The organism is Anaeromassilibacillus sp. An200, from assembly GCF_002160025.1.
Classification (GTDB): domain Bacteria; phylum Bacillota; class Clostridia; order Oscillospirales; family Acutalibacteraceae; genus Caccousia; species Caccousia stercoris.
The window spans coordinates 1-850 of sequence record NZ_NFJU01000134.1 but is presented as its reverse complement, the minus strand read 5'-3'; the positions used below and the strand labels follow the sequence as shown (position 1 = coordinate 850).

General features: G+C 55.5%; 2 protein-coding genes. Both read left to right on the top strand.

From position 1 onward, the window contains the following. On the top strand, positions 1–250 hold a 250-nt coding region (locus B5F35_RS18235; protein WP_087243097.1), incomplete at its 5' end, for a TnpV protein. Between the two features lie 65 nt (positions 251–315). After that, a partial coding sequence (locus B5F35_RS18230; RefSeq protein ID WP_140401306.1) for a hypothetical protein occupies positions 316–850 on the top strand: 535 nt, incomplete at its 3' end.

The window sequence follows — 850 nt, the reverse complement described above, 5'->3', positions numbered from 1 at the left end:
AAAGTTCCTCAAGGAGCACCGCAGGGTGACGTACACCAACCTGCTGACCAGCGGCAAGCTGAACAGCCATCTGGCGGAGATCCAGCAGACCGCCCAGCGCCGGATGGAGGAAATCGTGGCGCAGATGGCGAAAGCCGAGGGCGTGACGGAGGAACTGAAAGCCAGCGACCAGATGAAGTGGGTGCAGATGATGAACAACATCCAGAACGCGGCGGAGGAAACCGTGCTGGCGGAACTGATTTACAGCTAATTGATGAACCGGAAGAAAGCGCAGGTGGTGATGAACTGCCTGCGCTTTTGGATGAAAAGCAGATCATGGCCATCATCGCGAACAAAGATGACGGCCTCAAGTACAAAAAACAGCAGATCGAGCTTTTCTTTTCCGTCCACCCGGATGAACAGGAACGGGCGGAATATCTGAAATCCGCCTACCAGGACAGGTACACCGAGATCATCGCAGACGGGCAGCGCCTGGGATATAAGCCCCAGGAGGATGGGCTGCTCATGTGGGAAGGCTCTTACCCATCCCGTACAAAGGAATCGGTGTTTTCCTGGGAAGTGGTGGCAGGCTGGACAGCCCAGCTCATCGACAAAAAAGAATATTTCATTCAGACGGACATCCCAAGGCTCCCCGACCAAGAGAGCCAGCAGATGTCCCTTTTTGATTTTGCGGCGTTTCAGCAGCCAACCCAGGCCGAGGGTACGGCCCAACCATCCATTTTCCCTCACCCGGCTCTGCCTCAGCAGGTAATCGACGAGGCGCTGTGCATTGGTGCCAACGACCAGAACAGCCGCCTCATCATCTGCGCCTATTTCAAAAAGGATAAGCCGGACAATGCCAGGTTCCTGG